This is a genomic window from Desulfomicrobium macestii, from assembly GCF_014873765.1.
GTDB lineage: Bacteria > Desulfobacterota > Desulfovibrionia > Desulfovibrionales > Desulfomicrobiaceae > Desulfomicrobium > Desulfomicrobium macestii.
In genome coordinates, this window is the sequence record NZ_JADBGG010000005.1 from 1 (window position 1) to 22,727 (window position 22,727).

The following is a 22,727-nucleotide window of genomic DNA, read 5'->3' on the forward strand; positions in this document are numbered from 1 at the left end:
ACCGTAGGGGCGGCCCTGCGTGGCCGCCCTTCTTCGCCCTGCGTGACCACCCTGGCACCCCAGGTCCTGAAATCGGACCGGGGCGGAACGAAGAGGGCAGGCACGCAGGCCTGCCCCTACGCCAATCGAACGTCATGATTTACCCATTTCCAACAATCCACACACCGTAGGGGCGGCCCTGCGTGGCCGCCCTTCTTCGCCCTGCGTGGGCACCCTTCTTCGCCCTACGTGGCCACCCTGGCACCCCAGGTCCTGAAATCGGACAGGGGCGGAACGAAGAGGGCAGGCACGCAGGCCTGCCCCTACAACGATCAAACGCCACGGTTTACCCATTTCCAACAATCCACACACCGTAGGGGCGGCCCTGCGTGGCCGCCTTTCTTCTGCCCTACGTGGCCGCCCCTGCACCCCAGGTCCTGAAATCGGACAGGGGCGGAACGAAGAGGGCAGGCACGCAGGCCTGCCCCTACAACGTGTCGTCTTGGCAAACACACCGCACCCACACAACGTATCGCATTGCAAAACACCTCGCGCCACCACGCAACGATTTTCCAATTTTGCAAATCACCGCCAAAAACAAGACAAGCGCCCCTCTCTTTGCTAGGTTCCGCGCAGTCAAACACCATGTCGCGGAGGAACACCCATGCCCGAATTTCCCATCTTCAACTGCAAGAATTCCGACGATGTCGTCAAAGCCGTGCGTGAACACAGGATCGAATTGGTCCAGTTCTGGTTCGTGGATGTGCTTGGAACCTTGAAAAGCTTCCAGGTCCTGCCCGGCGAACTGGAGGCGGCCTTCGAGGAGGGCATGGGTTTCGACGGCTCCTCCCTGGAAGGATTTTGCAGAATTGAAGAAAGCGACATGATCGCCATCCCGGACCCGGCTACCTTTCAGCTGGTCACCTGGCGGCAGACAGCCGCACCCATCGCGCGCATGTTCTGCGACATCCTGGAACCAAACGGCACCCCCTTTGCCGGAGACAGCCGTCATTGCCTGAAACGGAACCTGCAGGCCGCGGCGAGCAAGGGCTATTCCTTCTATGTCGGCCCGGAACTGGAATTCTTTCTGTTCGAGAGCTCGACGTCTCCCAAGCCTCTCGACGCGGGCGGCTATTTCGACGCCCCGCCCCTGGATCTGGCCGGGGACATCCGCCGCGAGATCATATCCTGCCTGCGTTCCATGGGCATTCCCGTTGAATACGGGCATCACGAGGTCGCGCCCAGCCAGCACGAACTGGCCCTGCGCTACGCCGACGCCCTCAAGATGGCGGACACGGCCATCACCTACCGCGTGGTGGTCAAGGAAATCGCGCGCCAGAACGGTTGCTACGCCTCCTTCATGCCAAAGCCTCTATACGGCGAAAACGGCAGCGGCATGCACGTGCATCAGTCACTGTTCAAAAACGGACGCAATCTTTTCTACGATGCCGACGGAGATCATCACCTGAGCCGTGAGGCCAAGGCCTATATCGCGGGACTGCTCACGCACTGCAGGGAGTTCACGGCCATCACCAACCAGTGGGTCAACTCCTACAAGCGCCTCGTGCCCGGCTTCGAGGCCCCGACCAACATCGCATGGGCCCGGCGCAACCGCTCCACTCTGGTCCGCGTGCCCATGTACAAGCCCGGCAAGGAAGCCGCCACCCGTGTGGAGCTGCGATCTCCGGACCCGGCCTGCAACCCGTACCTGACCTTTGCCTGCATGCTCGCCGCCGGTCTCAAGGGCATCGAGGAAAACTACACGCTGCCGGCGCCCGTGGAAGAGGACATCTACGTCATGACGGCGGGCCAGCGCAGGGACCGCGGCATCGGCAGCCTCCCCGGCAGCCTGGAGACGGCCCTCGAGGCCCTGGAAGGCAGCACCCTGATCCGCGAAGCCCTGGGCGAGCACATCTTCACCAAGTTCGTGGAAAACAAACACATCGAATGGGATCAGTACCGCTCGCAGGTGACGAATTACGAGTTGGAAAAGTACTTACCTCGCTTGTAAGAAAATGGGTCCTATAGGTCATATACGACCTATAGGACCCATAGTAAGAATGCTGCGCCATGACGCAGCACTTTATTTCCAAACACGGCGCCTACGAAGAGCTTCTTTCCTACCGCAAGGCTGTCATTGTCTATGACGGCACGGTGTGCTTCTGTGAGCGGTTCATGCACAGGCGGGACCGCACCGTGGACCAGATGGTCCAAGCGGCGCGGTCGGGCAAGCAGAACATCATCGAAGGCTGCATGGCCTCGGCGACTTCGAAGAAAAGCGAGATCAAGCTGATCAATGTTGCCCGCGCCAGCCTGGAAGAACTGCTCGAAGACTACCGCGACTACTTGCGCATACGCGGACAAACGCTCTGGCATAAGTCCAGCGAACAGGCCCTGTACGTCCGCAAACTCGGCAGCCAAAAAAATACGTCCTATGAGACCTATAGGTCCTATATTCAAACCCGCCCGCCCGAAACCGTCGCCAACATCCTCGTCTGCCTCATCCACCAGACCAACTACCTGCTCGACCGCCAAATCAGGCAGCTCGAAAAAGCCTTCGTCGAAGACGGGGGCCTGTCCGAACGCATGACCCGCGCCCGTCTCAAGAACCGCATTGGCCAATCCGAAAACGGCTTTTAACCCGTCCTGCGGACCAAATGGTCCGACCTTTTCCCTCTTTTTCCACCAACCGGGTTGACACCTGAGCCTTACTTGGGCAGAAAGGTCCTACCATTTGCGAGTAAAAAGCTCTTCAACGCCATTTTTTACCCGTTTTTGCGCAAAATATCACCAAAAGGTACTACCAATGACCACCTCTGAACCCCTCTTCTTTCCGGCCAAGGCCGGACGCGCCAGCGAAGACGTCGCTTTGCAGATCGAAGCTGCCATCCTGGCCGGGCGACTGGCGCCCGAAGAGCGCCTGCCCAGCGAACGCGAGATGCAGCAACAGTTCGGCACCGGACGCGGCGCAATCCGCGAGGCCCTGCGGGCGCTCAAGCAAAAAGGGCTCCTGGACATCCGCAAGGGAGTCAAGGGCGGAGCCTATGTGTGCAAGGTCGGCATGGTCAGCATCGGGGAGTCCTTGGCCCTCTTTCTCAAGCAGCACGATGTCGCGCCTTCGGCCCTCATCGAATTTCGCGAGAGCGTGGATCAGACCCTGGTCCTGCTGGCCATTGCCCGGGGCTCGGCCGAAGCCAAGCGGACCCTGGTGGCCATGGCCGAAGAGTTCGAGGCCTGCCTGCGGCAGGACGAGCACGACGCCGACAGGATCGGGCATCTGGACCGGGACCTGAACCTGACTCTGGCCGGCATGGCCGCCAACCCGATTTTCGAGTGGATCATGCAGGCGCTGCAACGCGGCTTCAGCTCCCATGACTACACCCTTTACGACACGCCAATGTACCGCGAGCGCACCGCCGCCAACTGGGCCGAGACCGCCCGCGCCATTGCTGAAAACGACCCCCTGCGCGCCAGAAGCCTCATCGGCTACCATTACGCGATGCTCAGGTCCTGCCTGAACGAGCGCGCAGCGGCGTCTTCCTCCCCCCGTGTTTCGCCCGACGATTCCTAAAGCGGGGCAACCCTCATCTTATAAGGATATTACATGAAGTTCTATGATTACATCATTGTCGGTGGCGGTTCCGCCGGCAGCGTCCTGGCCAACCGTTTGAGCGCCAATCCCAAAACCAGCGTCCTGGTCCTCGAAGCGGGCCTGCCCGACTTTCGCCTTGATTTCCGCATCCACATGCCCGCTGCCCTGACCTATCCCCTGGCCGGAAAGACCTACAACTGGTGGTACGAATCCGAGCCGGAACCGCACATGCACAACCGGCGCATCTATCAGCCGCGCGGCAAGGTGCTCGGCGGGTCAAGCTGCATCAACGGCATGATCCACATTCGCGGCAATGCCATGGACTTCGAAAAATGGGCGCGCGAAAAGGGCCTTGAGAACTGGGATTACGCCCGCTGCCTGCCCTACTTCAAGCGCTTCGAATACCGGCTCAAGGGCACGGACGAATATCAGGGCGGCGCGGGCCCCCTGTATCTGACCAGCCCGGATTGCGACAACCCGCTCTTCGACGCCTTTTTCCAGGCCGTGCAGGAAGCCGGGTATCCTCTGACCGACGTCAATGGCTACCAGCAGGAAGGCTTCGGCAAGTTCGACCGCACCACCTATCGCGGCCGACGCTGGAACGCCGCCAGGGCCTACGTCCATCCCGTCAAGAGCAGGCGCAATCTGACCGTCAAGTGCAAGGCCACGGCCCATCGCATCCTCTTTGAAGGCACCCGCGCCGTGGGCGTCGAATACGAGCGCCTGGGCCGCATGCACCGCGTCAACGGCGGTGAGATCATCAGCTGCGGCGGGGCCATCAATTCCCCGCAGCTCCTGCAGCTCTCCGGCATCGGCAACGGGGCTCAGCTGCGCGAACTGGGCATCCCCGTGGTCCACGACCTGCCCGGCGTTGGCGAGAACCTGCAGGACCACCTGGAGCTCTATGTGCAGTACGCCTGCACCAAGCCCGTCAGCATGTTCCCGGCCCTCCAGTGGTGGAATCAACCCTGGATCGGCCTGAAATGGCTCTTCGGCCAGACCGGCGAGGCGGCCACCAACCATTTCGAGGCCGGCGGCTTCATTCGCGGCAACGATCAGGTCGAATACCCGAACATCCAGTATCACTTCCTGCCCATCGCCATCCGCTACGACGGCTCATCTCCCAACGAGGGCCATGGCTATCAGGTTCACGTCGGACCCATGAACACCGACGTGCGCGGCCGTGTGAAGATCAAAAGCGCTGATCCCAAGGAATACCCGTCCATCCTGTTCAACTACCTGTCCACGGAACAGGAGCGCAAAGACTGGGTCGACGCCATCCGCCTGACCCGCAAGATCATGACCCAGCCCGCCTTCGACAGCTTGCGCGGACGGGAACTGGCTCCGGGCGAGGACGTACAGACCGACGAGGAGATCCTCGATTTCGTGGCCCGCGAAGGCGAGAGCGCCTATCATCCGAGCTGCACCTGCAAGATGGGCTACGATGACATGGCCGTGGTCGACAACGAGCTGCGCGTACATGGCGTGCAGGGACTGCGCGTGGTCGACGCCTCAATCATGCCCTACGTGACCAACGGCAACATTTACGCCCCGGTGATGATGATCGCCGAGAAGGCGGCGGACATGATCCTCGGCAACACGCCGCTGGCGCCCGACACCGCCCCCTTCTACCGCCACGGAGGCAAGGCCTCGGCCAAGGAGAAGAAATGACCGAAAAAATGATGCACATAGACGGCCTCTGGACCCGCGCCCAATCGACGACCACACGGGACATCATCAACCCTTTCGACCAGGGCGTCATCGCGACCGTCTCGGAAGGGGGGCGCGCGGATGCCCGTGACGCCATCGATGCGGCGCGGCGCGCCTTCGACCGTGGCCCGTGGTCGAGGACCACCGGACCGGAGCGCGGGCGCAAGCTGCTGCTCCTGGCGGACCTGATCGAACGCGACACCGAGGAACTGGCCAGGCTTGAGACCCTGAACACGGGCAAAACCCTGGAGGAGAGCCGCTGGGACATGGCCGACATCGCGGGCATCTTCCGCTACTACTCTGGGCTTGCGGACAAGGACGGGGGCGAGGTCATCGCGTCCCCGGTCCCGGATTCCACGAGCATCGTGGTTCGCGAGCCCGTGGGGGTCTGCGGCCAGATCTCGCCCTGGAACTATCCCCTGCTGCAGGCCGCCTGGAAGCTTGCTCCGGCGCTGGCCGCCGGGTGCACCGTGGTCATGAAGCCAAGTGAAATCACGCCCCTGACCAGCATAAAAGTCACCGAACTGTGCGCGGAGGCCGGATTTCCGGAGGGCGTGGTCAATCTGGTTCTCGGGCCCGGCGCCACGGTGGGCGCGGAACTGGCCGAGAACCCCGATGTGGACCTCATCTCCTTCACCGGCGGCATCGAGACCGGCAAGACCATCATGCGCGCGGCGGCGGCAAACGTGAAAAAGGTCGCCCTTGAGCTTGGCGGCAAGAATCCGAACATCATCTTCGACGACGCCGACTTCGACACGGCCCTGGACTACATTCTGAACGGCGTGTTCTTCCACGCCGGACAGATCTGTTCCGCCGGAGCCCGAGTCATGCTGCAGGAGGGCATCCACGACCGCATGGTTGAGGCCCTTGCAGACCGCATGGCCAAGATCCGCTTGGGAGACGGCATGACGGACGGCACCCAGATGGGGCCGCTCATCTCGGCCGCGCACCGCGACAAGGTGGAAAGCTATATCGGCATCGCCCGCGAGGAAGGGGCCCGGCTGAGGCTGGGCGGAAAGCGTCCGGCCGATCCGGCCCTGGCCAATGGCTTTTTCGTGGAACCGACCCTGTTCACGGAGTGCGCAAACGACATGCGCATCGTGCAGGAGGAGGTCTTCGGACCGGTCATCACCGTGGAGCGCTTCAGCACCGAAGACGAGGCCCTTGCCCGGGCCAACAACACCATCTACGGCCTGTCCGCCGGATTCTGGACCCGCGACCCCGACCGTATGCGGCGCATGTCGGCGGGCCTGCGCTTCGGCACGGTCTGGGTCAACGACTTCAACGTCTATTTCACCCAAGCGCCCTGGGGCGGATACAAGCAGTCCGGCCTGGGCCGGGAGCTCGGCCGCATGGGCCTTGAGGAATACACGGAAGTCAAACACATTTTCCAGAACCACAACGCACGCCCGATCCGCTGGTTCGGCGTGTAGCACGCAGGGCCGGGATGTCCCGGCCCCGCATCAGCGACCCTTTCATCTCAACAAGGGAGTATCCATGACCATCGCCACACTCAAAAAAACCATCCCCGTCCTTGTCCTGCTTCTGGCCCTCTTCACCGCCCCGGCTCAGGCGAGTCGCGACGATGTACGCATCACCAGCGTCGGCTGGACCGACGTCACCGTTACCAGCGAACTGGCCGTGGCCATCCTGCAGAGCCTCGGCTACTCCTCCTCCAACATGATGACATCCCTGCCCATCTGCTATCAGGCCCTGGCCACCGGCGAAGCCGACGTGTTCCTTGGCAACTGGATGCCGTCCATGGAAAGCGTGGCCCGGCCGCATTTCGACTCCGGCAACGTGATCCAGCTCGTGCCGAACATGACCGGGGCGAAATACACCCTGGCCGCTCCGGCCTATGTCGTGGACGGAGGAATCAAGGATTTCAAGGACATCGCCAAATACGGCGACAAACTGGAATGGAAGATCTACGGCATCGAGGAAGGAAACGACGGCAACGACATCATCCAGTCCATGATCGACACGAACATGTTCGGCCTTGGCAAGTTCGAGCTGGTCGCATCCAGTGAATCCGGCATGCTGGCGCAGGTGCAGTCCTTCATGCGCGAAAAGAAATGGATCATTTTTCTGGGCTGGTCCCCGCACAGCATGAACGAGAAGATCGACATGCGCTACCTGACGGGCAGCACGGATGAGACCTTCGGTCCCGACGACGGCACGGCCACGGTCTACACCAACGTGCGCAAGGGTCTCCCCGAGGACATGCCGAACGTGGCCCGCTTTCTCAAAAACTACGTCGTCCCGGTCGGCATGATGAACTCGATCATGGTCACCATGCACGAAAGCCCCGAGATGAAGGCCCGCGACGCCGCTCTCGACTGGGTGGCGGCCCATCCCGAAATGGCGCCCAAATGGCTTGAAGGCGTCACCACCAAGGACGGCAAGCCAGGACTTGCCGCCTTCATGACCGTTCTTGAAGCCAGGAAGTGAACGCAAGCGTGGCAAGCCGGTCCCGGCCATCATTGGATGCCTGGGACCGACTTGCCACGCTTCATTCCAGACTATTTTGCGCCGTTACCCGTCGTCACGCCGCGTCAGGCTACCGTCATCTTCCAGCGCTTCAAATGCTTCCCAAATATCCCGCGACTTAGCTGTTAGCGCATCAGCAAAAGGCTGAGCGCCATGACCGCCATGCCGCCCACCAGTCCGAAGAGGCTGTCATGGCCTTCCCCGTAGGCCTGGCTGGTCGGCAGGAGTTCGTCGAGGCTGATGTAGACCATGATCCCGGCCACCCCTCCAAAAAGGATGCCCATGAGCTGCGGCGGCAGAACTCCGTCCGGCCCCCCGGCAAAATAGAGGATGCCGAGATAGGCGATGCCCGCCCCGATCGGTTCGGCCAGGCCGCTCAGGAAGGAATAGAAGAATGCCGTCCTGCGCTTCCCTGTGGCGTAGTAGATGGGCACGGACACGCTCACGCCCTCCGGAATATTGTGCAGGGCAATGGCGATGGCGATGGCGACACCAAGGCTTGGGTCATCGAGGGCGGCCAGAAAAGTGGCCAGTCCTTCGGGAAAATTGTGGATTCCGATGGCCAGCGCGGTGAAAAGCCCCATGCGCATGAGCTTTTTTTCATGGCCGGGCTGAGGCTTGAACGGAGTCTTGGCCGGACCGCAGCTGTTTTCCCCGATGTTCAAAAGGGTTGCGACCTTGCCATGCAGCCGGTCAGCCTCGGCTTCGGAAGGAATCTCATGCGGATTGGTCTCTTCGGGGATGAGGTTGTCGATGAGTCCTATGAGGAGCATGCCCCCGAAAAACGACCCCACGTTGACCCAATATCCAAGAGGATCCCCGTAATGGTTCACCAGGGATTCCTGCCCCTTGAAGAATATTTCCACAAAGGAGACATAGAGCATGACTCCCGCCGAAAACCCCGTGGCCACGGACAGAAAACGGTAGCTGGAAAGCTTGGCGGTAAAGGCTATGATGCTGCCTATTCCCGTGGCCAGGCCCGCAAACGTGGTCAGAGCCAGGGCAAACCATACGTCATTCATGGGCGAGAACTCCTTGCTGCGTCACGGGCGGATATGTTTCTCGGACTCAATTTCCTGGTCCTGTTCCTGTTCGAAAATGCCCAACGAGCGAGCTCTTTTTTCCCACTGCTGCCGGGCCAGGGCCTGCATGTCGGCCACGCTGTCCATTTCATCCACGATTTCCATCCCAAAGAGGGTCTCAACCACATCCTCCAGCGTCACCACCCCCCGGGTTCCACCATATTCGTCCAAGACAATGGCCAAATGCTGACGCTTGTCGAGAAAGAATTCCAGCAGATCGGAAAGAGAGAGACTGTCGGGCACCGACAGTATCGGACGTTTCAATGATTCCAGAGAACCCTCACAGCCCCCCTTGGACATGCAGATCAGCACCTCGTCCTTGAGCACAAGACCGGTGATGTCATCCAGATCCGCGCCGTAGACAGGCAACCTGGAAAACGGAGTCTTGGTGACAAAGGGCAGGGAGTCCGCGATGCTCATGTCCTGCTGAAGGGCCGTCATGACCGTGCGAGGAGTCATCACGGCGGTGATTGCCACGGAACCGAAACGGAAAATGTTGCGGATGATCCGTGACTCATGCTCCTCCAGATGTCCCGACTGCTCTCCGATGCCGGCCATGGCGATGAATTCGTCGCGACTGAAGACATGCTCCCTTTTTCCCCGGGAGATCAGCTTGGTCAGCCCGTTGGAGAGCCAGACCAGGGGAAAGAGAATCCTGATCAACGCGCTGACGAAATATGCCGTCATTCCGGTCAACGACTGCCAGTAAATCGCGCCGATGGTCTTGGGCACGATCTCGGACAAAAACAGGATGAGCAGCGTCATCACCGCCGAAAAAAGGCCGATCCACGCATTGCCGAAAACCACAAGCGCCTGCGCCCCGGCCACTATGGCGCCCACGGTGTGGGCGATGGTGTTCAGCGTCAGAATCGCGGACAGGGACTGGTCCACCTTGTCGAGGCGAAGCTGCGTCAGAACGTCCGCTCGCCCCGGATTCTTTTCCCGAAGACTCGCGATGTAGGACGGGGTGATGCTCAAGAGCACGGCCTCGGCCACGGAGCAAAGAAAAGAAAAGCCCAGCGCCAGAAAGACAACGAGGACAAGCAACAGAAGATCCGCGCTCATGATCTGGATTCCTCCGGCGCGATGCGTTTCGCCGCAAGCGGCTGCCGCGACCGCGAGAAATGCGCCCGGAACATGCCTTGAGGCAACCTGCAAGAATGTGTGAGCAAATCCTCCTCCTTGATTCATGCGACATTTTTGAATCCATCCGGATCCGTAAGTTCTTGCAATTACCCCGGAATGTGGAGGCGGCACAAGCGATTTTGAACACTTGACATATTTGCCCATGCGGATATGTTGCGGACATGGAAAAAATAGCCGAAACACTCAAAGCCCTGTCCGATCCCACCCGACTGCGCATCGTCAGCCTGCTCCGACACGGCGAACTCTGCGTGTGCGATCTGACGGAAGCCCTGCAAACGCCGCAGTCCAAGGTCTCAAGGCATCTGGCGTTTCTGAAGAACGCCGGTTGGGTCAAGGCACGCCGCAGCGGAAAATGGGTTTACTACCAACTCCTAGGCTCCGAGCCATCCCTGCAATCCTCGGTCGCCGAGGCCCTCACGACGCATATCGTGACACACCCCGTCTGCCTTGAGGACGACCGGCGATATTTTGACTTTCTTGCAACCAAATCGTCACAATCCTGTGACTGAGACATCATAACTCCTCCATGTCCTGACCAATTCGCCAACCAGTGAGCTATCTGTGAAAATTCTCTTTTTATGCACAGGCAATTCATGCCGCAGCCAGATGGCCGAAGGCTGGGCCAAGCACTTGAAGAAAGGACAAGTGGAGGCCTGTTCCGCGGGCATCAAGCGCCACGGCATGAACCCCCATGCCGTGCGCGTCATGGAAGAGGCCGGAGTGGACATGAGCGGGCATTCATCCAAAACCCTGGACGAACTGCCGGACCAAAATTTCGAGGTGGTGGTCACGTTGTGCGGACATGCAAATGAAACCTGCCCCTTCTTTCCAGGACAGGTCAGGCGTGTGCACCGGGGCTTTGACGATCCTCCGAGCCTGTGCGCGGAAATGACGAATGAAGATGAGATCCTGGCGGTCTACCGGAGGGTACGCGACGAAATCCGGGATTTCGTGGCCGGATTGCCGCAAACCCTGGACGCGGAGCAAGCCGGAACAAACGACCTATGACGGGGTTTCGGACAAGGCAGCGGCTCTGTCCGGATCCTTGGGCAAAGTCGGCATGAATACGACGCCCTGCCCGGGGCTGGTCTCCAGCAGGATGGACCCTCTCAAGGTCTGGGTGACCAGATTGTAGACAATGTTCATGCCCAGACCCGTTCCTCCAGATCCGCGCGTGGTGGTGTAAAACGGATCGTAGATCCGCTCCTTTTGCTCACGGTCCATGCCCATGCCCGTATCGCGATAGGTCAGCAAAACTTTTTCGCCAGCAGACTCCACATTGATGGATATCTCCCCGGGCCGTCCGTCCGCGAAACCGTGGATAAGCGAGTTCATGATCAGGTTGGTCATGATCTGCATGATCGCCCCGGGGTAGGAATCAAGGATCAGGTCATCGGGGCACTGCATTCGCACCTGATGCGGGGTGCGCTTGAACTGAGGCCGCAGGCTCAGGAGAATCTGTTCCAGATAATTCTTCATCTCGAAGGCGCGCTTCTCTTCGGAACTCTGATCCGCGGCGACCTTCTTGAAGCTCTGCACCAGCTCAGCGGCCCGCTCCAGATTGGAAAGCACCGATCCGGAAGATTCCTCGGCCAGGGCCAGGTACTTCTCCAGATCCGAACGCTTCATATCCCCCTTCTCGTATAGCTCCCGCAACTGCCGCGTCCGTTCGGACAGAAAGGACGCCGCCGTGACGCTCACCCCGATGGGCGTGTTCACCTCATGGGCCACCCCTGCCACCAGATCGCCCAGAGCCGCCATTTTGGCCGACTGGATCATCTCCTTCTGGGTGCGGTGCAATTTTTCAAGGGATTCCTCAAGACTCTGCTGGTACTCCCGGTTCTGACGCTGCAGCCTGGCCCGCTCAAGGCAAGTCTCCACGGAATGCAGGAGGATATTCATGTCCTGGATGGGCTTGACCAGATAATCCCAGGCGCCGCGCCGCAATGCCTCGACCACGTCGCGGATGTCTCCGGCCCCGGAAACCACCATGATGGGCGTCTGCGGGGAGAGCTCCCGCACCTTGGCCAGAACCTGCAATCCGTCCATGCGCGGCATGCGCAGATCCACCAGGATCAGATCGGGCCGGTTGGCCGCAAAGACTTCCAGGCCCTGCTGACCGTCCCCGGCCTGCAGCACGCCGTATCCGAAGTCCTCAAGAAAATTAGCCAGACTTTCGCGCACCGCCTGATCGTCGTCGATGGTCAGGACCACGGGCCTCCCATCTTGGTTCATGACCTGCCCTCCGCGACCTTTTCCAGAATAAGGGTCTCGAAAATGCCCATATCCAGGACCGGCTTGAAAAGCACCTCGCGCTCCGTCAGGCCGATGGCCCGCAATTCATTGTCCAGCTGAAAATCCGTGGAGCCTGTATGGATCAGACAGCGCACCGAAGGATGCAGGACGTGCAGCCTCTTGATGAACTCCAGACCGTCAATGCCTCCAAGACGGATGTCCACCACAGCCACCGCGACGTCGCCAAGCTCGGGAAGTTCAAGGGCGTCCTCCGCGCTCTCGGCCGTCAACGTGCCAAAACCGCAGTCCATCAGGTACTCGGCCAGACTCTCCCGAATGTTCGGTTCGTCGTCCAGAACGAGCACCGTTACCGTGCTTTGAGTGATCGTGTTCTCCGACATCATGAAGCTCCGCCGATGGTTTTATCCACCGGAGTGAGAGGCAGATGGATGATGAAGACGGAACCCTTGCCGGGGCTGGATTCCACATCGATCCTGCCGCCATGGTTTTCAACTATCAGGAAATAGGAAACCGAGAGGCCAAGGCCGGTGCCTTCCCCCACCCGCTTGGTGGTGAAAAACGGCTCGAAAACCCTCTTGCGCAACTCTTCGGACATGCCCGGCCCGTTGTCCTCGATCTCGATCCGAACCTCCGTGCCGGCGCCCATGACGCGCAGGATGAAACAGGGAGGACGGTCCTGGGAACCCATGGCTTGGGCCCCGTTGCGGATCAGGTTGAAAAAGACCTGCTGGATCTTGCTTTCCTCGCAATGGACCAGCGGCAGATTCTCCTCGTACTCGCGCTCGATCCTGATCTTTCGAAAGTCGTACTGCTTTTTGAGATCGTAGTCATTGGCCGCAAGCTCGAGAGTGCGGTCCAGGAGAGCCGGAATGTCGACCTCGGCCATGCGCAAATTGTTCTTGCGGCTGAAAGAGAGCATGTTCTCCACGATCCGCGCCGCGCGCAAGCCCGAATCCATGATCGAGTCCATCATACGCAGGCAGCCACGCCGTTCGAAGTAGGTACTGATCAGCTCCATGTCCGTGCCCAGTTCTTCCGCCAGCTTCCTGTTCGCGGGCAACTCGGGGGAAATCCTGTTCCTGATGACCTGCCCGTTTTGCAGAATTCCGGCCAGGGGATTGTTGATCTCGTGGGCCATGCCCGCAGCCAGGCCTCCTACGGAAATCATTTTCTCCGACTGGATGAGCATCTCTTCGAGCCGCACCCGTTCCGTGGCATCGTCAATACGGATGACCGCGCCCTGCACGTCGTTGGTCATCAGGGGATAGACCGTGACATCCACATATTCGACCACCACGTCTTCGTTTTTCCTGGGCACCTTGGGTATCTTGACCGGAAGGTTGGTGTTCACTGCAGCCCTGATCTGCTCCATGCTGACCGGAGCCCCGGGAAATACGTCCGTGACCTGACGGCCCATGGCAGCTTCCACCGAAACGCCGGTTTTGAGCACCGCCTGCTGGTTCCACTGGGTGATACGTCCATCCACATCGACAGAGACCAGGATCGAGGGCATCGAATCAAGAATGTTGCGGATGTACCCTTCCGCCTCCTTGAGCTTCTTTTCGGCGTCTTCCCTTTGCTTGATATCCCGGAGCAGGTTTTCGCGCATGTCGTTGAAGGCGCGAACCACGATGTCGATCTCGTCGGGCCGGGACGAGGACTTGTCCAGCAAGAGCGGCTCCTGCAGCCTGTCGATGGTCAGTCCGGAAGTGTAGAGAGCCATCCGACGCAAATGACGCGTGACCAGCATGTAAAAGATGAAAACGACAAGGATGGCCACCAGGAAGATCTGCACGCCCTGGGTGATGCCGATGACCAGGCTCTTGTCCAGAAGTCTGCGCCACAAGGCGCTCTTGTCGGCGGCCACGACGAGGGTGCCGATCATGTCGATGCGGTCCAGCACCCTGTACTGGAGAGGAAACTTCCGAACGATCAGGTTCTTTTCCTCGGCCTGCGCGCCACGAAAATACCGTATCCCTTCCGGAGTGATGACCTCGGCGTACATCATGTCGCGCATCTCCAGAACCCCTTCGAGCTGAACCAGGATCTGCACCTCGTCCAGATGCCACAGGGCGCTGGTCAGGCTGGACAAACGCGATGTGCGGATCTGTTCCAGCTGTGAAAGCATGGCTTCCCTGTCGTTGCGGTAATCGAAAGTGAGCTGCACCACCGTTCCAAGCACGGTGAACACGGTACTCCCGAGAAGGATCCAGAGCAGCAGCTTGCGACCCAGGCGACCGCTGACGTCGGTTGGAAGAATTCTTGAGGAGGTCGCCATCTGCCCACCGCTGAAAGTTTGACTCCACACATGCCCGAGCGGAAAAAACCGACTCTGACCTTTCTTTTTTAAACATATCGGCAAGGCTTTGAAAAGCAAAACTCTTCTCCGCCAGGAAGGAACGGACGCCCCTTACGGAAAAATGATGGAGAGGATGACGATCACGACCAGGGACGGCAGCAGGCTGGATAGGCGAATGGCCGTCAGCCCCAGCAGGTTGATGCCTATGCCAAGAATCAGGGTCCCGCCGGTGGCCGTGAGCTGGGCGATGAGATAATCCGAAAAATACGACTGAAAGGACCCGGCGAAAAGGGTCAGAAGGCCCTGGTAGACAAGGACCGGCAAGGCGGAAAAGAGCACCCCCGCACCGTAGGTCGAAGCCAGGGCGATGGAGGCGAATCCGTCCAAAAGCGCCTTGGTGAAAAGGATAGAGTGATCGCCTCGAATGCCCTCGTCAAAAGAGCCGAGAATGGCCATGGCACCGATGCAGTAGATCAGGGACGCGTTGACCATGCCGTCCACGAAACGGGTGTTGTTTGAGCGCACCAGACCCTTGAGCTTGCTGGCCAGGCCCGCAAAGCGGTCTTCGAGCCGCAGGGCCTCGCCCATCACCCCGCCGATAAGGACGCTAAGAACCACAAGCAGCCCGTTCTTTCCCTGCAGAGCCATCTGCATGCCGATGACCAGAACGCAAAGCCCGAGGCCCTGAAAAACGACCTGCCGCATTTTTTCCGGCAAACGGCCATGCAAAAGCAGCCCCAAAGCGCCACCGACCAAAATGGCCAGCGCGTTGATCACCGAACCGAGGGGAAAAACCATGACACGTGACTCCACTGCGAATTGTTAAAAAAAGACCGCCCAACCCCAAAACGGAGCGTGGGCGGCAAAAATCTCGCCAGAAACGATTTCTCAGGATTTGCCCGATGAGTTGAGGGCAAATCGTTCCAGTTTCTTTTTGTACGCCAGCACCCCGCGCGTCAGACCTTGAGCCATGCTTTTGAGATAGGCGTCCGTGTTGAGTCTGCCCGCCTCCTTGGCATTGGTCAGGTAGCCGAGCTCCACCAGAATGGATGGCATGCGCGCCCCGGTCAGGACGTAGAAAAACGCGCCCTTGGAGCCGTGGCTGGAGAGAGCGTACTTGGAACGCATGATCCGCAAAGTCTCCTCTTCGACAAGGGCCGCCATCTGCCGCGACTCGTTGATCTTGGAATTGAGCATGAGGTCCGAGAGAATGAACTGCATGTCGCTTATCTTCTTGGCGGACACGCCGTTTTCACGGGCCGCGACACGCACGGCCTGTGCGTCGGTGGCCAGGTTCAGGTAGTAGACCTCAAGGCCGTTGACTGTCTTATCCTTGTGCGCGTTGCAATGGATGGAAATGAACAGGTCCGCGTTCTTGGCGTTGGCCATGGCGGTGCGCTCCTCCAGAGGGATGAATGTGTCCCCGGTGCGCGTATAATGCACCTCGAAGCCCTGCTCCTTGAGCATCTCCCCCAGAATCTTGGCCATGCGCAAATTGAGTTTTTTTTCATGAAGACCGTTGGCCACTGCGCCAGGGTCCTTGCCGCCATGTCCGGCATCGATCATGATGGTGCGTACCTTGAGCCCGAGCTGTTCGACCAGGGATCCGGTATATTTTTTCTGCGTCGAACTGACCTTGATCTCCGGCGTCTTGGCAGCCGGGGGGCTAGTCCCCTTGGCTGCCGCCTGAACCGGGGGCTTGGTCTTCGCGGCCGTGCTCTTGGTCGCCGGAATCTTGCCGGCCTGCTTTACCGCGGCGTCCTTCTTGGAGGAGGCGGGTTGCGCCTGTTTTGCCTGCAACTCGGCCAGTGCCGCCTGAACATGGTCCACCTCCACGTCCGAAGCGGCGGCAACGGCCCCGGACTTTTGAGTGGTCCCACCGGCAGCACCGTATATGTCGATGACCACGCGGTACGGCTCAGGCAGGGTAAAAACCCGATAGTGATCCATCGCCATCAGATCGAAGGTGATGAGCGCTCCTCCGGCCGGATCCGGAGCAACCTGAATCTTGGAAAGGATTCCGTCCTCGATACTGCGCACGGGCATGACGTCGGCCGCGATACCGGCCTGCTGCAGCGTGATCTGCAACTGCTTGTTGCCGTTTTTGGCCTTCTCGACGAGCGCCCGTTCATAGTGTGCATCCTGGGTGATATCCATGACCACCCGGGTATAGTCCGGACTGGACCAGTGGCGGATGCCAAGCAGGGTCAGCCCGTCCTTGAGCTTTGCCGCCGGAACAGCGGCCTGCTTCGGAATCACGGCTGGTTTTGTGCCTGCGGATTGTGGCTGCTCGGGCGTTGTCTGTTCGGGCTTCGCCTGGGCAGACGCCTCGGGCCTTGCCGGTTCACCGCCCTGAATTCGCGCCAGGAGCTCGCGAGCCTCGGAGACCTTGTCGCCTTTGGGGTAGTCGTCGATGACGGCCTGTAAAACCCTGGCTGCCCGAGCGGAATCCTTGAACTGTTCCAGCCAGACCAGCCCCATGCGGAACAGGGCGTCATCGGCCCAGCCATGCTTCTTGTAAACGGCGAGCATGCGGTCGTAGGCTTCGAGCGCCTTGAGCCGGTCGGTCCGGGAAAAAGAGCGGCGGGCCAGCTCCTCATAGCATCTGCCGAGAAAAAACATGGAGCGGGGCGCATACTCGCTTTTGGGATCAGCCCCAAGAGAGCGCAAAAACGGCTTCATGACCGCTTCCCACTCCGCCCGCAGCCCGGCCCTTTTTTCGTTGGCCAGCAATGAATTGAAGGCGGTGACCCCGCGCGTGTACTCGCTCTTGGCCGAAGCCAGGGCAACACAGGCAAACCCAAGCACCAGCACCAGGGCAAAAACGATTCCAAGCGGTTTTCGTAAAGACATCCTTATTCCACGGTCACGGATTTGGCCAAATTCCGGGGCTGGTCCACGTCCTTGCCCAGGTAGACGGCCATTTCATAGGCGAAAAGCTGCACTGCCGGCAGCACCAGAAAACTCTTCAGCGGCCCCCACATGTCGGGCAGGACCCATGGGTCCTCGACGGCAGGCGCGGCCCCGGGGTTGACCAGGGCGATGATCCGTCCGCCCCGGGCCTGCACTTCCTGCAGATTCGAGGCTACTTTTTGCAGCAATTCGTCCCCCAGCGCCATGGCGAAGGTCGGAAAATGCTGGTCGACGAGGGCGATGGGGCCATGCTTCATCTCGCCGGCGGCGTACCCTTCCGCGTGAATGTAGGAAATCTCTTTAAGTTTCAGCGCACCCTCGAGGGCCAGGGGAAAGTTCAGTCCGCGCCCCAGAAAAAAGAAGCTGCGGGCGTCGGCGTAACCCTGGCTCAAGGTCTTGGCCTTCTCGCGGATGGTGGGCAGCTCCGCCTCCAGCTGGTCGGGGAGCAGGGGCAGATCGTGCAGGCAGCGCTCCAGGATGTCACCCTGCAACACGCCTTTGCGCACGCCCCAGGACAGGGTCATGAGCAGCAGCAGGACCATCTGGCTGCACATGGCCTTGGTCGAGGCCACGCTGATCTCGGGTCCGGCCTGGGTGTACACGACCGAGTCGGACTCGCGCGCGATGGAGGACCCGACCACGTTGCACAGGCCGAGGATGGGCGCGCCCGCCTCGCGAGCGATACGGATGGCGGCCTGGGTGTCGGCGGTTTCGCCGGACTGGCTGATGGTCAGGACCAGGTCGCCGGGCAGAAAGACGCTGTCGCGGTAGCGGAACTCCGAGGCGATCTCGACCTGCACGGGGATGCGGGCCCAGGACTCAAGCAGATACTTGGCCCACAGCCCGGCATGATACGAGGTTCCGCAGGCCACTATGGTCAGGCGGCCGGGGATGTCCAGCGCATCGAGTTCGGGCAGCACGACCCGGCCCTTCTGAATGCGTCCGGTCAGGCAGTCGCGGATGACCTTGGGCTGCTCGAAGATCTCCTTGAGCATGAAATGCTTGTACCCGTCCTTCTGGGCGGCCTGCACATCCCAGGAGATGTGCTTCACTTCCTTGACCTTGGGCTCAAGGGTCAGGGAATCGAAGACCTGCCATGAGCCCGCGTCGATCTCCACCAGCTCGCCGTTGTCCAGAAAAACCACCTCGCGGGTGTACGGCAGGAAGGCCGGGATGTCGGAAGCCAGGAAATTCTCGCCCGTTCCGATGCCCATCAGCAGCGGGCTGGCCTTGCGGCTGGCCCAGATCTTTCCGGGATGTTCGCGCGAGAGCAGGGCGAAGGCGTAGGCCCCGTCGATCCGGGAAAGCGCCCAGGAGATGCCGCGGCGCACGTCGCCGGTCAGATCCACGCCCTTGGCGATGACGTGCACCAGCACCTCGGTGTCCGTTTCGGAATGAAAGACATTCCCCTCGGCCATGAGCTCGGCCTTGAGTTCGGCGTAGTTCTCGATGATCCCGTTATGGACCAGGGCGAACCGGCAGTCCCCATCCATGTGCGGATGGGCGTTGCGCTCCACGGGCAGTCCGTGGGTGGCCCAGCGGGTATGCCCAATGCCGCAGACGGAAGACGCCGTGTCCAGCCCCGCGATCTTCTGGTCCAGGGCCCCGAGCTTGCCTTCGGCGCGGATGACACGCAGCCCCTGCGGCTCTTCGTAAGCCACCCCGGCCGAATCATAACCCCTGTATTCCAGGCGCCGCAGTCCTTCGACAATGGCCGGAATGGCCGGACGATGCCCCGTGTATCCGATGATTCCGCACATGATTATTTCTCCAGTTCCAGCTGAGCTTTTTTCCAGAATTCAGGCCAGCCGCGCAGCAGATCCCGCAGGGCAAGGCCGCGATGACTGCGCGCATTCTTGACCTGCGCTTCCATTTGTGCCGCCGTCACACCCAAGGTCTCGTCGAAAAATACAGGGTCATACCCGAAGCCGCCGCTGCCCGAGGGCGCTCTGGTCACCCGGCCCTGCCAGGCTCCCCGGCCGATCAACTCCTCTCCGCCGGGGGTGACCGCCAGCATGACGCAGGCGAAATGACAGCCCCGTTCGGCATCCGGCACATCAGCCAGGGCGTCAAGCAACTTGACCACGTTCTTTTCGTCCGTGGCGCCCTCACCGCTGTAACGGGCGGAATAGACACCCGGAGCACCGCCAAGAGCGTCCACGGCCAGGCCGGAGTCGTCGGCCACGGCCACCAGCCCCGTTGCCTGGGCCACGGCCACGGCCTTGATGCGCGCGTTTTCCTCGAAAGTCACTCCTGTCTCGGGGATGTCCTTGATCATGGGAAAATCGGACAGTCCAAGAACCCGGATATCAGGCACCTGCTCGGCCAGCATGGCCCCCAATTCACGGATTTTTCCCGCGTTGCTCGTTGCCAAAACAATTGTATTCATCTCATTGTCTCGTATCTTATTCAAGATCATAGATTTCAAAAGAAAAGGAAGCCAGATCGGCGTGCAGCATGCGCCCGGCTAACCGAAGCTCGCCCTTGAGCAGATAGCGGGAGGTCTCGGCCGCCATGAGCGCCGCTGCCAGCGAAACCGCCGGGGCCAGGCTGCCCAGGGTGTGCTCCGCGTCCGAAGCGCCGGGATCGGACCACATTCGTGAGATGCCCCGGCGCGCTTCAGTCTCGCTGCCCACCACCACCGTCCAGCCGGCCACGGCGGCGGCCACGACCGGAATTCCAAGACCCAGCGCCACATCGTGCAGGGCGATGCGCGGCTCTATCCCGCCCAGCGCATCGACGACCACCCCGACCCCTTGCAGGGCCAGGGGCAGATTGCTCCGGTCCAGAAACATCTCAAGCGCCCGCACTTCCACCAAGGGGGCAATGCGCGCCACCCGCTCCGCCGCGACCCTGGCCTTGTTGCGGCCCAGATCCGCCACGCTGGAGAGCAATTGCCTATTGAGATTGCTCTCCTCGAAAACATCGCCGTCTGCAACGACTATGTGCCCCACGCCAAACCGGGCCAGCAGTTCCAGCACATAACCGCCCAGCCCTCCGGCCCCGACCAACAGCACGGTCGAGTCCATGAGCGCGGCCTGTTCGGACAGGCTGATGCCATGCCTGCTCTTGAGCAACGGCAGGGGCGTGACGTCATGCGCCAGAGCCTGCCGCCCTCCCTGGGCCGGAGTCATGCCCTCGCGTTCACACAACGCGCCAAGCTCCGCCAGCGAAACGGTGCGCACCCTACGCTGGGCGTCATGGCCGCTTACCCGCTCAAGGCCGCGCGCGAACGAGTCGCTCATCCCCCGCCCACCGCCGGAAATATGCCCAACTGATCGTCATCGGCCAGCACGGTATCGAGCCCCGCGCTCTTGCTGTTGACGAAGATCAGCTTCACATCCGTCTCCTTGAGCCCGACCAGGGTCATGGCGTCCATCACCGTCGCGCCCTCGGGCAACTGCAGGCTGCCGCCTTGCGGAGTATGGTCGCTGAGCGTCGCGAAACATTTGATCCGTATCTGCATGGTCACCCCTTTTCCTTGCGCTGGCGAAGCTTGGCCAGACGCCTGTTGTAAAAGTCGATGATGGTTCTCCTGCTGAGCATGCCCAGCACAATATCTGGGTCATCATCCCGAACCACTGGTATGGAGTCAATATTCTTCACCGTCACCTTGGAAAGAACGGAATTGAGGTCCTCGCCAAGTGTGGTGGATATGACGTCCCTGGTACCCAATTCCGACATGACCACCAGGGAGTCAAGGCCCGGTTCAAAAAGAAACTCGCGCACATCGTTGACGGAGAAGATCCCGATCATGCGCTCGTCGCCGTTCACCACGGGAAAATAATGTTCCTTGGTGGAGCAAAAACGTTCCTTGAAGCGGGCCAGGGTCATGTTATGCGGAATGAGACAGGGCGGAGTAAGGCGGTCCTGCAATTCCTCGACTTTAAGCTTCTGCAGCACATCGACGAAGAGCGTCCCGGCATGCGCGGGAGAATCGACAGGCCCGTCCACCTGCGAGGTGTAGATGGTCCAGCGCTTGGACAGAAGGTAGGTCAGGGAACAGACCAGCAGGCTCGGCAACAGCAATTGATAGGAATTGCTCATCTCGCTGATGAAGATGATGGTCGAAATGGGCGTGTTGGATACTCCGGTGAAAAATCCGGCCATGCCCACCAGCACGAATGCCGCGGGCTGCGGAACCACCGAGGGCATGTAATGATGGAAGAAAATTCCGACCAGCGCACCGGCGGCGCCGCCGATCACCACGGAAGGACCGAACACGCCGCCGGAACCGCCGGAGCCGATGGTCAGCGAAGTGGTCAGGATCTTGCCGAAACAGACCGTCCCCAGCAACCACAACGACGCGTCGCCGTCCAGGGCCATCTGCACGAAACCGTATCCGAAACCCAGGGTCTGGGGCAGCCAGAAGCCGATCACGCCGACGGCAAGCCCCCCGAGGGCGGGGCGCAGGTGCCGGGGCATGCGCAACGATCTGAAAAAAGCGGTGATGCGATGGAAGCTGGTCACGTAAAGCCAGCCCACGCCGGCCAGAACAACGGCCAGAACCGTATATGGCCCCAGCGCCAGGGGATTCGAGAACTCCATATGCGGCGCCCTGAAAAGATTCCCCCAACCGAAGAACATGCAGAAGATGCAGTACGCCACCACCGAGGACAGACCGGCAGGGATGATCACGTCCCCCTCTATTTCAGGATCGCGATACAGCACCTCGGCCGCGAACAGCGCCCCGGCCAGGGGGGCCCTGAAAATGCTGCCCACCCCGGCGGCCATGCCCGCGGCCAACATGATCCGCCGGTCCCGGTCCGAAAGTTTCAGCCGCGTGGCCAGGAAGGATCCGAAACCGGCCCCGATCTGCGCGATGGGGCCTTCGCGTCCCCCCGACCCGCCGGAGGTCAGGGTTATGGCCGAAGCCAGGGTCTTGATGATGGGCACACGCCCTCGAATGTGCCCCGCCTTGCGGTGGTAGGCGTCGATGGCGCCGTCCGTGCCGTGGCCTTCGGCTTCCGGCGCGAACGTGTACACCAGCCAGCCGCTGACCAGGCCGCCCAGAGCCGGAAGCACGAGGAGCATGTACCTGTTGAACTCGTTCCCCGTGCTGGGCAGCAGATGCCGCTCACCGGCCGGTGCGGGCGGATGGTATCCGGCCAGCATGTCCATGAACAGAAAATTGCCGCCTTCGCACAGCAAATGAAAAAGTACCGCCCCCAGGCCGCTGACCACGCCGATGAGCACAAAATTCAGGAGCCACCTGCCCATGGCCATGATCCGGTCGTATTCAGCCGGGTCTTTGCGCATG

20 protein-coding genes are annotated in these 22,727 nt (G+C 60.7%); 8 read left to right on the forward strand and 12 right to left on the reverse strand.

The genetic code is table 11. From position 1 onward, the window contains the following. Positions 1-643: 643 nt before the first annotated feature. The 6 genes from H4684_RS04485 to H4684_RS04510 all read left to right on the forward strand — a co-directional run bounded on the left by H4684_RS04485 (position 644) and on the right by H4684_RS04510 (position 7,732). A complete protein-coding gene (locus H4684_RS04485; RefSeq protein ID WP_092190539.1) occupies positions 644-1,990 on the forward strand; it encodes a glutamine synthetase family protein in 1,347 nt (448 codons plus the stop codon). Between the two features lie 59 nt (positions 1,991-2,049). After that, the gene (locus tag H4684_RS04490) at positions 2,050-2,619 is read left to right on the forward strand and encodes a four helix bundle suffix domain-containing protein (RefSeq protein ID WP_192622973.1); all 570 of its coding nucleotides are present in this window, start codon (positions 2,050-2,052) and stop codon (positions 2,617-2,619) included. Positions 2,620-2,785: 166 nt separating this feature from the next. Continuing rightward, positions 2,786-3,550 (forward strand): FadR/GntR family transcriptional regulator, encoded by a 765-nt coding sequence (locus tag H4684_RS04495; RefSeq protein WP_192622974.1) that lies wholly within the window; start codon positions 2,786-2,788, stop codon positions 3,548-3,550. A 33-nt stretch (positions 3,551-3,583) separates the two neighbouring features. Further along, positions 3,584-5,242, forward strand: a complete 1,659-nt coding sequence (gene betA, locus H4684_RS04500) for a choline dehydrogenase (RefSeq protein ID WP_192622975.1) — start codon at positions 3,584-3,586, stop codon at positions 5,240-5,242. Next, on the forward strand, positions 5,239-6,714 hold the full coding sequence (gene betB, locus H4684_RS04505) for a betaine-aldehyde dehydrogenase (protein WP_192622976.1): 1,476 nt from the start codon (positions 5,239-5,241) through the stop codon (positions 6,712-6,714). The genes betA and betB overlap by 4 nt, the downstream gene beginning before the upstream one ends. Positions 6,715-6,778: 64 nt before the next feature. Then, the gene (locus tag H4684_RS04510; RefSeq protein WP_092190529.1) at positions 6,779-7,732 is read left to right on the forward strand and encodes an ABC transporter substrate-binding protein; all 954 of its coding nucleotides are present in this window, start codon (positions 6,779-6,781) and stop codon (positions 7,730-7,732) included. Between the two features lie 164 nt (positions 7,733-7,896). Here the strand turns inward: H4684_RS04510 and zupT are convergent, their stop codons facing one another. Both zupT and H4684_RS04520 read right to left on the reverse strand, forming a co-directional pair. Further along, on the reverse strand, positions 7,897-8,793 hold the full coding sequence (zupT, locus tag H4684_RS04515; RefSeq protein WP_192622977.1) for a zinc transporter ZupT: 897 nt from the start codon (positions 8,791-8,793) through the stop codon (positions 7,897-7,899). 21 nt (positions 8,794-8,814) lie between these two features. Beyond that, a complete protein-coding gene (locus H4684_RS04520) occupies positions 8,815-9,918 on the reverse strand; it encodes a hemolysin family protein (protein ID WP_092190898.1) in 1,104 nt (367 codons plus the stop codon). A gap of 242 nt (positions 9,919-10,160) precedes the next feature. On the opposite strand from H4684_RS04520, the gene H4684_RS04525 reads away from it, so the two are divergent. Both H4684_RS04525 and H4684_RS04530 read left to right on the forward strand, forming a co-directional pair. Then, entirely contained in the window at positions 10,161-10,508 is a 348-nt protein-coding gene (locus tag H4684_RS04525) for an ArsR/SmtB family transcription factor (RefSeq protein WP_092190525.1), read from the forward strand. 52 nt (positions 10,509-10,560) lie between these two features. Then, positions 10,561-11,007, forward strand: coding sequence for an arsenate reductase ArsC (locus H4684_RS04530; RefSeq protein WP_092190523.1), 447 nt, complete (start codon positions 10,561-10,563; stop codon positions 11,005-11,007). On the opposite strand, the gene H4684_RS04535 is transcribed toward H4684_RS04530, so the two are convergent. The 10 genes from H4684_RS04535 to H4684_RS04580 all read right to left on the reverse strand — a co-directional run bounded on the left by H4684_RS04535 (position 11,002) and on the right by H4684_RS04580 (position 22,726). Beyond that, a complete protein-coding gene (locus tag H4684_RS04535) occupies positions 11,002-12,234 on the reverse strand; it encodes a response regulator (protein WP_192622978.1) in 1,233 nt (410 codons plus the stop codon). The two genes, H4684_RS04530 and H4684_RS04535, sit on opposite strands and share 6 nt — an antisense overlap. Beyond that, on the reverse strand, positions 12,231-12,635 hold the full coding sequence (locus H4684_RS04540; protein ID WP_192622979.1) for a response regulator: 405 nt from the start codon (positions 12,633-12,635) through the stop codon (positions 12,231-12,233). The genes H4684_RS04535 and H4684_RS04540 overlap by 4 nt, the downstream gene beginning before the upstream one ends. Next, positions 12,635-14,533: an ATP-binding protein gene (locus H4684_RS04545; protein ID WP_092190518.1), complete on the reverse strand. Its 1,899-nt coding sequence runs from the start codon at positions 14,531-14,533 to the stop codon at positions 12,635-12,637. The genes H4684_RS04540 and H4684_RS04545 overlap by 1 nt, the downstream gene beginning before the upstream one ends. Positions 14,534-14,665: 132 nt before the next feature. Further along, on the reverse strand, positions 14,666-15,352 hold the full coding sequence (locus H4684_RS04550) for a DUF554 domain-containing protein (protein ID WP_192622980.1): 687 nt from the start codon (positions 15,350-15,352) through the stop codon (positions 14,666-14,668). Between the two features lie 90 nt (positions 15,353-15,442). Further along, on the reverse strand, positions 15,443-17,407 hold the full coding sequence (locus H4684_RS20550; protein WP_225940250.1) for an N-acetylmuramoyl-L-alanine amidase: 1,965 nt from the start codon (positions 17,405-17,407) through the stop codon (positions 15,443-15,445). Between the two features lie 2 nt (positions 17,408-17,409). After that, positions 17,410-19,227 (reverse strand): glutamine--fructose-6-phosphate transaminase (isomerizing), encoded by a 1,818-nt coding sequence (glmS, locus tag H4684_RS04560; protein ID WP_192622981.1) that lies wholly within the window; start codon positions 19,225-19,227, stop codon positions 17,410-17,412. A gap of 2 nt (positions 19,228-19,229) precedes the next feature. Further along, entirely contained in the window at positions 19,230-19,856 is a 627-nt protein-coding gene (gene rdgB / locus H4684_RS04565; protein WP_092190512.1) for an RdgB/HAM1 family non-canonical purine NTP pyrophosphatase, read from the reverse strand. 16 nt (positions 19,857-19,872) lie between these two features. Beyond that, positions 19,873-20,712 carry a HesA/MoeB/ThiF family protein gene (locus H4684_RS04570; RefSeq protein ID WP_192622982.1) on the reverse strand — a complete coding sequence of 280 codons (840 nt, stop codon included), beginning with the start codon at positions 20,710-20,712 and terminating at the stop codon, positions 19,873-19,875. Next, positions 20,709-20,933: a MoaD/ThiS family protein gene (locus H4684_RS04575; RefSeq protein ID WP_092190892.1), complete on the reverse strand. Its 225-nt coding sequence runs from the start codon at positions 20,931-20,933 to the stop codon at positions 20,709-20,711. The genes H4684_RS04570 and H4684_RS04575 overlap by 4 nt, the downstream gene beginning before the upstream one ends. A gap of 2 nt (positions 20,934-20,935) precedes the next feature. Then, positions 20,936-22,726, reverse strand: a complete 1,791-nt coding sequence (locus H4684_RS04580; RefSeq protein ID WP_192622983.1) for a chloride channel protein — start codon at positions 22,724-22,726, stop codon at positions 20,936-20,938. Position 22,727 lies beyond the last annotated feature (1 nt).

Excerpts from the sequence above, each read along its gene's own strand:
- glmS (WP_192622981.1), bottom strand. The coding sequence starts at position 19,227 with ATGTGCGGAATCATCGGATACACGGGGCATCGTCCGGCCATTCCGGCC.
- H4684_RS04520 (WP_092190898.1), bottom strand. The coding sequence starts at position 9,918 with ATGAGCGCGGATCTTCTGTTGCTTGTCCTCGTTGTCTTTCTGGCGCTG.
- H4684_RS04540 (WP_192622979.1), bottom strand. The coding sequence starts at position 12,635 with ATGTCGGAGAACACGATCACTCAAAGCACGGTAACGGTGCTCGTTCTG.
- betA (WP_192622975.1), top strand. The coding sequence starts at position 3,584 with ATGAAGTTCTATGATTACATCATTGTCGGTGGCGGTTCCGCCGGCAGC.
- H4684_RS04550 (WP_192622980.1), bottom strand. The coding sequence starts at position 15,352 with ATGGTTTTTCCCCTCGGTTCGGTGATCAACGCGCTGGCCATTTTGGTC.
- H4684_RS04545 (WP_092190518.1), bottom strand. The coding sequence starts at position 14,533 with ATGGCGACCTCCTCAAGAATTCTTCCAACCGACGTCAGCGGTCGCCTG.
- H4684_RS04525 (WP_092190525.1), top strand. The coding sequence starts at position 10,161 with ATGGAAAAAATAGCCGAAACACTCAAAGCCCTGTCCGATCCCACCCGA.
- rdgB (WP_092190512.1), bottom strand. The coding sequence starts at position 19,856 with ATGAATACAATTGTTTTGGCAACGAGCAACGCGGGAAAAATCCGTGAA.
- H4684_RS04570 (WP_192622982.1), bottom strand. The coding sequence starts at position 20,712 with ATGAGCGACTCGTTCGCGCGCGGCCTTGAGCGGGTAAGCGGCCATGAC.
- H4684_RS04575 (WP_092190892.1), bottom strand. The coding sequence starts at position 20,933 with ATGCAGATACGGATCAAATGTTTCGCGACGCTCAGCGACCATACTCCG.
- H4684_RS04490 (WP_192622973.1), top strand. The coding sequence starts at position 2,050 with ATGACGCAGCACTTTATTTCCAAACACGGCGCCTACGAAGAGCTTCTT.
- H4684_RS04510 (WP_092190529.1), top strand. The coding sequence starts at position 6,779 with ATGACCATCGCCACACTCAAAAAAACCATCCCCGTCCTTGTCCTGCTT.
- zupT (WP_192622977.1), bottom strand. The coding sequence starts at position 8,793 with ATGAATGACGTATGGTTTGCCCTGGCTCTGACCACGTTTGCGGGCCTG.
- H4684_RS04485 (WP_092190539.1), top strand. The coding sequence starts at position 644 with ATGCCCGAATTTCCCATCTTCAACTGCAAGAATTCCGACGATGTCGTC.
- H4684_RS20550 (WP_225940250.1), bottom strand. The coding sequence starts at position 17,407 with ATGTCTTTACGAAAACCGCTTGGAATCGTTTTTGCCCTGGTGCTGGTG.
- H4684_RS04495 (WP_192622974.1), top strand. The coding sequence starts at position 2,786 with ATGACCACCTCTGAACCCCTCTTCTTTCCGGCCAAGGCCGGACGCGCC.
- H4684_RS04535 (WP_192622978.1), bottom strand. The coding sequence starts at position 12,234 with ATGAACCAAGATGGGAGGCCCGTGGTCCTGACCATCGACGACGATCAG.
- H4684_RS04580 (WP_192622983.1), bottom strand. The coding sequence starts at position 22,726 with ATGCGCAAAGACCCGGCTGAATACGACCGGATCATGGCCATGGGCAGG.
- betB (WP_192622976.1), top strand. The coding sequence starts at position 5,239 with ATGACCGAAAAAATGATGCACATAGACGGCCTCTGGACCCGCGCCCAA.